General features: G+C 63.1%; 6 protein-coding genes. All 6 read left to right on the top strand.

What is annotated here, in order from left to right:
* Positions 1-431, top strand: a 431-nt coding sequence (locus P775_RS12465) for a zincin-like metallopeptidase domain-containing protein (protein WP_245875672.1), incomplete at its 5' end; no start/stop codon positions are given.
* 23 nt (positions 432-454) lie between these two features.
* Positions 455-664, top strand: coding sequence for a DUF6330 family protein (locus tag P775_RS12470; protein WP_099911305.1), 210 nt, complete (start codon positions 455-457; stop codon positions 662-664).
* Positions 665-751: 87 nt separating this feature from the next.
* A complete protein-coding gene (locus P775_RS12475) occupies positions 752-1,141 on the top strand; it encodes a DUF3768 domain-containing protein (RefSeq protein WP_099911306.1) in 390 nt (129 codons plus the stop codon).
* 156 nt (positions 1,142-1,297) lie between these two features.
* Positions 1,298-3,280, top strand: a complete 1,983-nt coding sequence (locus P775_RS12480) for a ParB/RepB/Spo0J family partition protein (RefSeq protein WP_099911307.1) — start codon at positions 1,298-1,300, stop codon at positions 3,278-3,280.
* A 76-nt stretch (positions 3,281-3,356) separates the two neighbouring features.
* A complete protein-coding gene (locus P775_RS12485; RefSeq protein ID WP_037911611.1) occupies positions 3,357-3,950 on the top strand; it encodes a hypothetical protein in 594 nt (197 codons plus the stop codon).
* Between the two features lie 102 nt (positions 3,951-4,052).
* The gene (locus P775_RS12490; RefSeq protein WP_099911308.1) at positions 4,053-4,706 is read left to right on the top strand and encodes a DUF6927 domain-containing protein; all 654 of its coding nucleotides are present in this window, start codon (positions 4,053-4,055) and stop codon (positions 4,704-4,706) included.
* Positions 4,707-4,876 lie beyond the last annotated feature (170 nt).

Below are 4,876 nucleotides of genomic sequence, written 5' to 3' on the forward strand. Positions count from 1 at the left end.
TCGACATCACAACCGTCTTCACGGGCACGGAGGCGTACTATTTGCCGCCCGTGGACAAGGTTTACATGCCATCCATCACGCGGTTCCAGGACCCACGCAATTTCTACGGGGTCTGGGCCCATGAACTGGCCCATGCCACGAAAGCCCCGCATCGACTGAATCGCGATTTCGGGTTCTCGAAGTTTGGCAACACGTCCTATGCGCGCGAGGAGATCGTCGCAGAATTGACCTCGGTGTTCCTGGGTCAGACGCTCGGCTTCACGGCGCATACGCTCGAGATGAATGCGGCCTACCTCCACAACTGGTTGCGCGTTCTTCGGTCGGACAAGGGTGCGATCTTCAAGCACGCCGCGGACGCGCAGCGCGCCTGCGACTATCTGATCGCCAGATCGGAGACGGGCAGGGCAGGGCGCAGTGCCGAGGCCGCCTGACCACACGGAGAACGGAGACACCCATGTCACGTAAGGAACCCAAAACGCTGCGGGTGGCCTGCTTCAACGACGGCCGCCGCAAGATCATCACCTTCAAGCGCGGTGCCTATTGGTGGAGCCCGTCCGAGGGCGCTTATCCGCTCTCGGCAGCGCTCAAGAGCATCAAGGAACAGGGTGGCTGGATCGAAACCATCCCCAACCCGAACCACAGAGCCAGAGGGCTGTTCGGGTAAGGCGCCTTAGACCTCAATTCATCCGCCAGGCGGAAAAGAAAAAGCGGGCTTTGAGAAGGGTGTTTCAACTTCTCAAAGGAGATCCCCATGTCCATGACCGTTCAACCCCAGCCAGACCGTCCGGATCCGACCGTGATCGCGGCGCAGAACGACGCGTTTCGCAAGCTCGCGTGCCTTGGTGTGCCGCCCGCCCAGCCCATCCAGGGCCGGATGCATGTCACCCGCTCGCTTATGGAGGCCGGCGACGGCTTCATGGCCGAGGCGGTCAAGGCAACCGGTGAGTTTGCCACGTTCGAGCCTGAGAATGATCCCGAGGGATGGCACGATTTCGGGGCGGTCGAGATCCGAGGCGAGACCGTGTTCTGGAAAATCGATCTCTATGAAGCAGACTCGGATTTCCGCTACGGGGCCGAGACCCCGGACAATCCTGCCACAACCATGCGCGTGCTGACCATCATGCTGGCGCGCGACTGGTAGGGCAGGAGGGCTTCCCAAAGTGTCGATCCGAAAACTCAAGGCCCACTGACCCCTCAAAGGGAAAGTGGGCCTTTTGTCGTGGTGATCCCTGAAACCGGGGATTGGTCACGCGCGTGAAGGCGCGGGCCACACCTCACCCACCTGGAAGGATATCCCATGACCACAAGCTTTGCCCCTCTCACCGTCGCAATTGGCGATCTGGTCCCGCATCCCGCCAATGTGCGCAGCAACTCGCCGGAAACCTATGACCCCGAGAACATTGCGCATCTGAAGGCCAGTATCGCTATTCTGGGCCTGCTCCAGCCTCTCCTGGTCCAGAAGCTTGACGGCAAATACGCTGTCCTCGCCGGTGGCCGGCGCCATGCCGCGCTGAAGGAGCTGATCGCCGACAAGACCAGCAAGGGGTTCACGGCGAAAACCAAGCTCGACTGCCGCCTTGTGCCGGAGGAGTGCGACGTGACGACGGCGCTGTCGCTCGCCGAGAACATCACGCAAGCCCCGATGAACGCCATCGACGAGTTCGAGGCTTTCGCGCGGATGATGGAGGTCGACGGCCAGACGCCCGAGACTATCGCAAAGATCTTCGGCACCACGGTGGCCGCCGTGAAAGGCCGGTTGCGCTATGGCCTTATCCATCCCGACATCCGCGCCGCGGCCCGGGGCAAGGTGATCACGCTCGACACGATGAAGGCCTTCGCCGAGCATCCGAGCCAGGAGGCGCAGCGCGAGGTCTTCGAGGCGCTCACGAAGGACGGCGGCTATCTGCAGGCCTATACCGTCCGTCAGGCCCTGAAATCCCGCGGGGTGCAGGTCAGCGATGATATCGGGGCTTTCGTGCGCGAAGAATACGAGGCGCGTGGCGGTGCCGTCGCGGCTGACCTTCTGGAAGAGCATTCCGTGCTTGAGGATGCGGCGCTGGTCGAAACCATCCTGCTCGAGAAGCTCGGTGCCGCCGCCGAAGAGGCTCGCATAAAGCTGGGCTTTGCCTGGGCCGATGCGATGGTCCGCTATGATTACGCGACCATGGCCGACTACGGCCGTGTCTATCCCGGCCCGATCGAGCCGGATGAGGCTGCCCAGAAGCGCATCGATGAGATCACCGCCGAGCTTGAGAAATTGCAGCTCGAGATGGAGGATGAAGGGCTCGAGGACGGTGCCTACAATGCCCTTTACGAGCGCGTGGACGCTCTGGAAGACGAAGCCCGCGATCTGCAGGAGGCCTACAGCGCCGAGGACCTCGCCCGCGCTGGTGTGATTGCCTCGTGGGGGGCCGGTAAGGTGACCCTCCATGTGGGCCTCGTACGCCCGGAGGACATCGTGAAAGAGGAGGGCGCGCGCGGCTCCTCGGCTAACCCGACTGGGGAGGAGGCCCCGGACGCCGGCGAGATCAGCTATCCGGCCTCGCTGGCAGAGGACCTCAAGACCGAGCGGGCCATGGCCCTCGGCGCCGCGATGGCGCTGCATCCGGAGGCCACGCTCGATCTCACGCTCTTCAAGCTGGTCAGTGATGTTCTGGCCAGCGGCATGAGTGTCACGCAGGCGATCAAGATCGATGCCCGCAAGGAGTACCGCAACCACGCCAAAATGGACGAGATCGACGAGACCTCGCTCGAGCAGGTGGCGGCGGCGCATGATTTGCTGGACCTCACGTGGCTCGATGATACCCGCCCGCCCGCCGATCAGTTCGCGGCGTTTCGCGCGCTGGAGACAGGGGAGAAGGCCAAGCTCGTCGCCTATGCCACGGCCAGCACCACGCAGTCCTGCTTCGCGCGGGATCCACGTCGCGACAGCCTGATGCATGCGTTCGAGATCGAGATCATGCCCGACATCCGCGCGCATTGGACGCCGAATGCGGCGCTCTTCAACCGCTTCAAAAAGGCCTGGCTCCTGAAGATCCTGGGCGAGGATCTGGGTCTCGCCCAGGAGGCTGTGACGCTGGCCTCGTCGAGCAAGAAAGAGATCGTCGCCTTCTGCGACAAGCTCTTCGCCGAGCCCTTCGCCACACTCACGGACGCGCAGCGCGCTGCCGTGGCCGCCTGGTGCCCGCCTATGATGCAGACCGCCGGTGTCGCCTTTGACGAAGCGGAGCCCACTGCGGAAACACCGGAGCCTGACAGTGAGGTCGCGCAAGCGGCCTGATGCATCAAGTGACCCGCGCGTGGACCATGCCACCCGCGCGGGTCGACCCTCCCACACCCAACGGAAAGACATCCCCATGGCTATTCTCAAGTTCTCTGCCTCCGCGGTCGCGGCGCAAATCGCACATGCGCGCGCTTGCAAGACCTTCCTGCCCAACTGGAACGGGCCCGTGGACAGGCCCGCCCTGATCCTCATCGTCGGCAATGGTGTGCATCTGCGCTCAAATGGCATCGATGGCACGACCACCCGTATCGTCACCACCGAGCAGGCCGATCCCTCCTTCGCCTTTGCCGACGGCATGAACCCGTTTCGGGACACCGACTGGATGGCGCAGCGCCGCATGGCGTTTCGCGATCTTACCGGCCAATTTTACACCGACATCCTGGATGACGTGCAGGTGCTCATCGACCGGGGGCGGGGGGCGATCCGGCTCGCAACCGATGGCCACAGCATCCGTGTCTTCGTGCGCCGGGCCTCGGATTATCTCATCGGCGGGACCTACGAAGTGCCCTCGGGCCTCGGCGGCACCTTCCGGGTTATCCTCAAGGATGCCTGCGACACCTTCGCGATCGTGCAGAACTGCGGCAATTGCGAGGATTTCGACGCCATGCAGCCCTACCGCGTGCCGCTCGATGCGCTGATGGAGATCGACGACCGGAGGGTGGCGTAACGCGCCCTTTCTCAAACAAGCATCGCCAATACCCTGCCAGGCCTGCGGCCCTCTAGGGACATTGGCGACAACAATTTCCCCAATGAGAGAAAGGACTCTGAGATGGGATGGCTCTTCTATACCGACGGCCGCGTCCAGACCTACGCGGATGAGAAAGCGGAGATTGCCCGGCTCTGCACCTCTCAGGGCGACACGCGCAAAACCGAACTGGTCAAGGCCTGCAAGGTCGGCTCCACCTGGTATGCGGCGGCAAGGGTCACCAATCTCGACGGCACCGCTGTCGAAGACGCAACCTATGTGACCGATGTGGATGGCTCCATCACGTTCGGGGCTGTCTTCCTCACCCGATACGATGACGGCTGCTGGGGCTACAAGGACATGGAGGAAAGCGCCGGCCCGAACGAGTCTCGTGCTCCCCTTGCGTTGATCGCGCTTCTCTCCGACCTGAAAGACCCGGACAGCTACGCGCAGGACTGGCGTCAGCGCTGCCGGGATTGGGCTTCGATCCCGGACTACGAGGAAGGCGACAAGATCAGGCTCGCGGCCCCTGTGACGCTCACCGATGGCAGCACCTGCCAGATCGTCACCGCGACCCACTACAGGCGGGGCCGGCAGAAACGCCGCTGCTACCGCATTGAGGAAACCGGCGGGCTCGTACGCCTGTCGAAGGCCTCGCTTGCGGGCTCGGAGCTGCTCAGCTCCGCGAAAGGTGCGGCTAGCCCGGTGCTGGCGGAGTATCTCGCGGGGCGAAATTAGGTGCTGCGCCGGACGGTTGATCGACCTGCCCGGCGACAGCAGATCCTGCGGCTTGTCTTGACAAGGCAATGCAAATGCATTACCTATCGCGGGCAGCAAAGACCCCCCTTTCTTTCAGGAGACTGCCATGACAGCGCTCGCACAAGATGTCTCGAAACTCACGGATCGGT

This window comes from Puniceibacterium antarcticum (assembly GCF_002760615.1).
GTDB lineage: Bacteria > Pseudomonadota > Alphaproteobacteria > Rhodobacterales > Rhodobacteraceae > Puniceibacterium > Puniceibacterium antarcticum.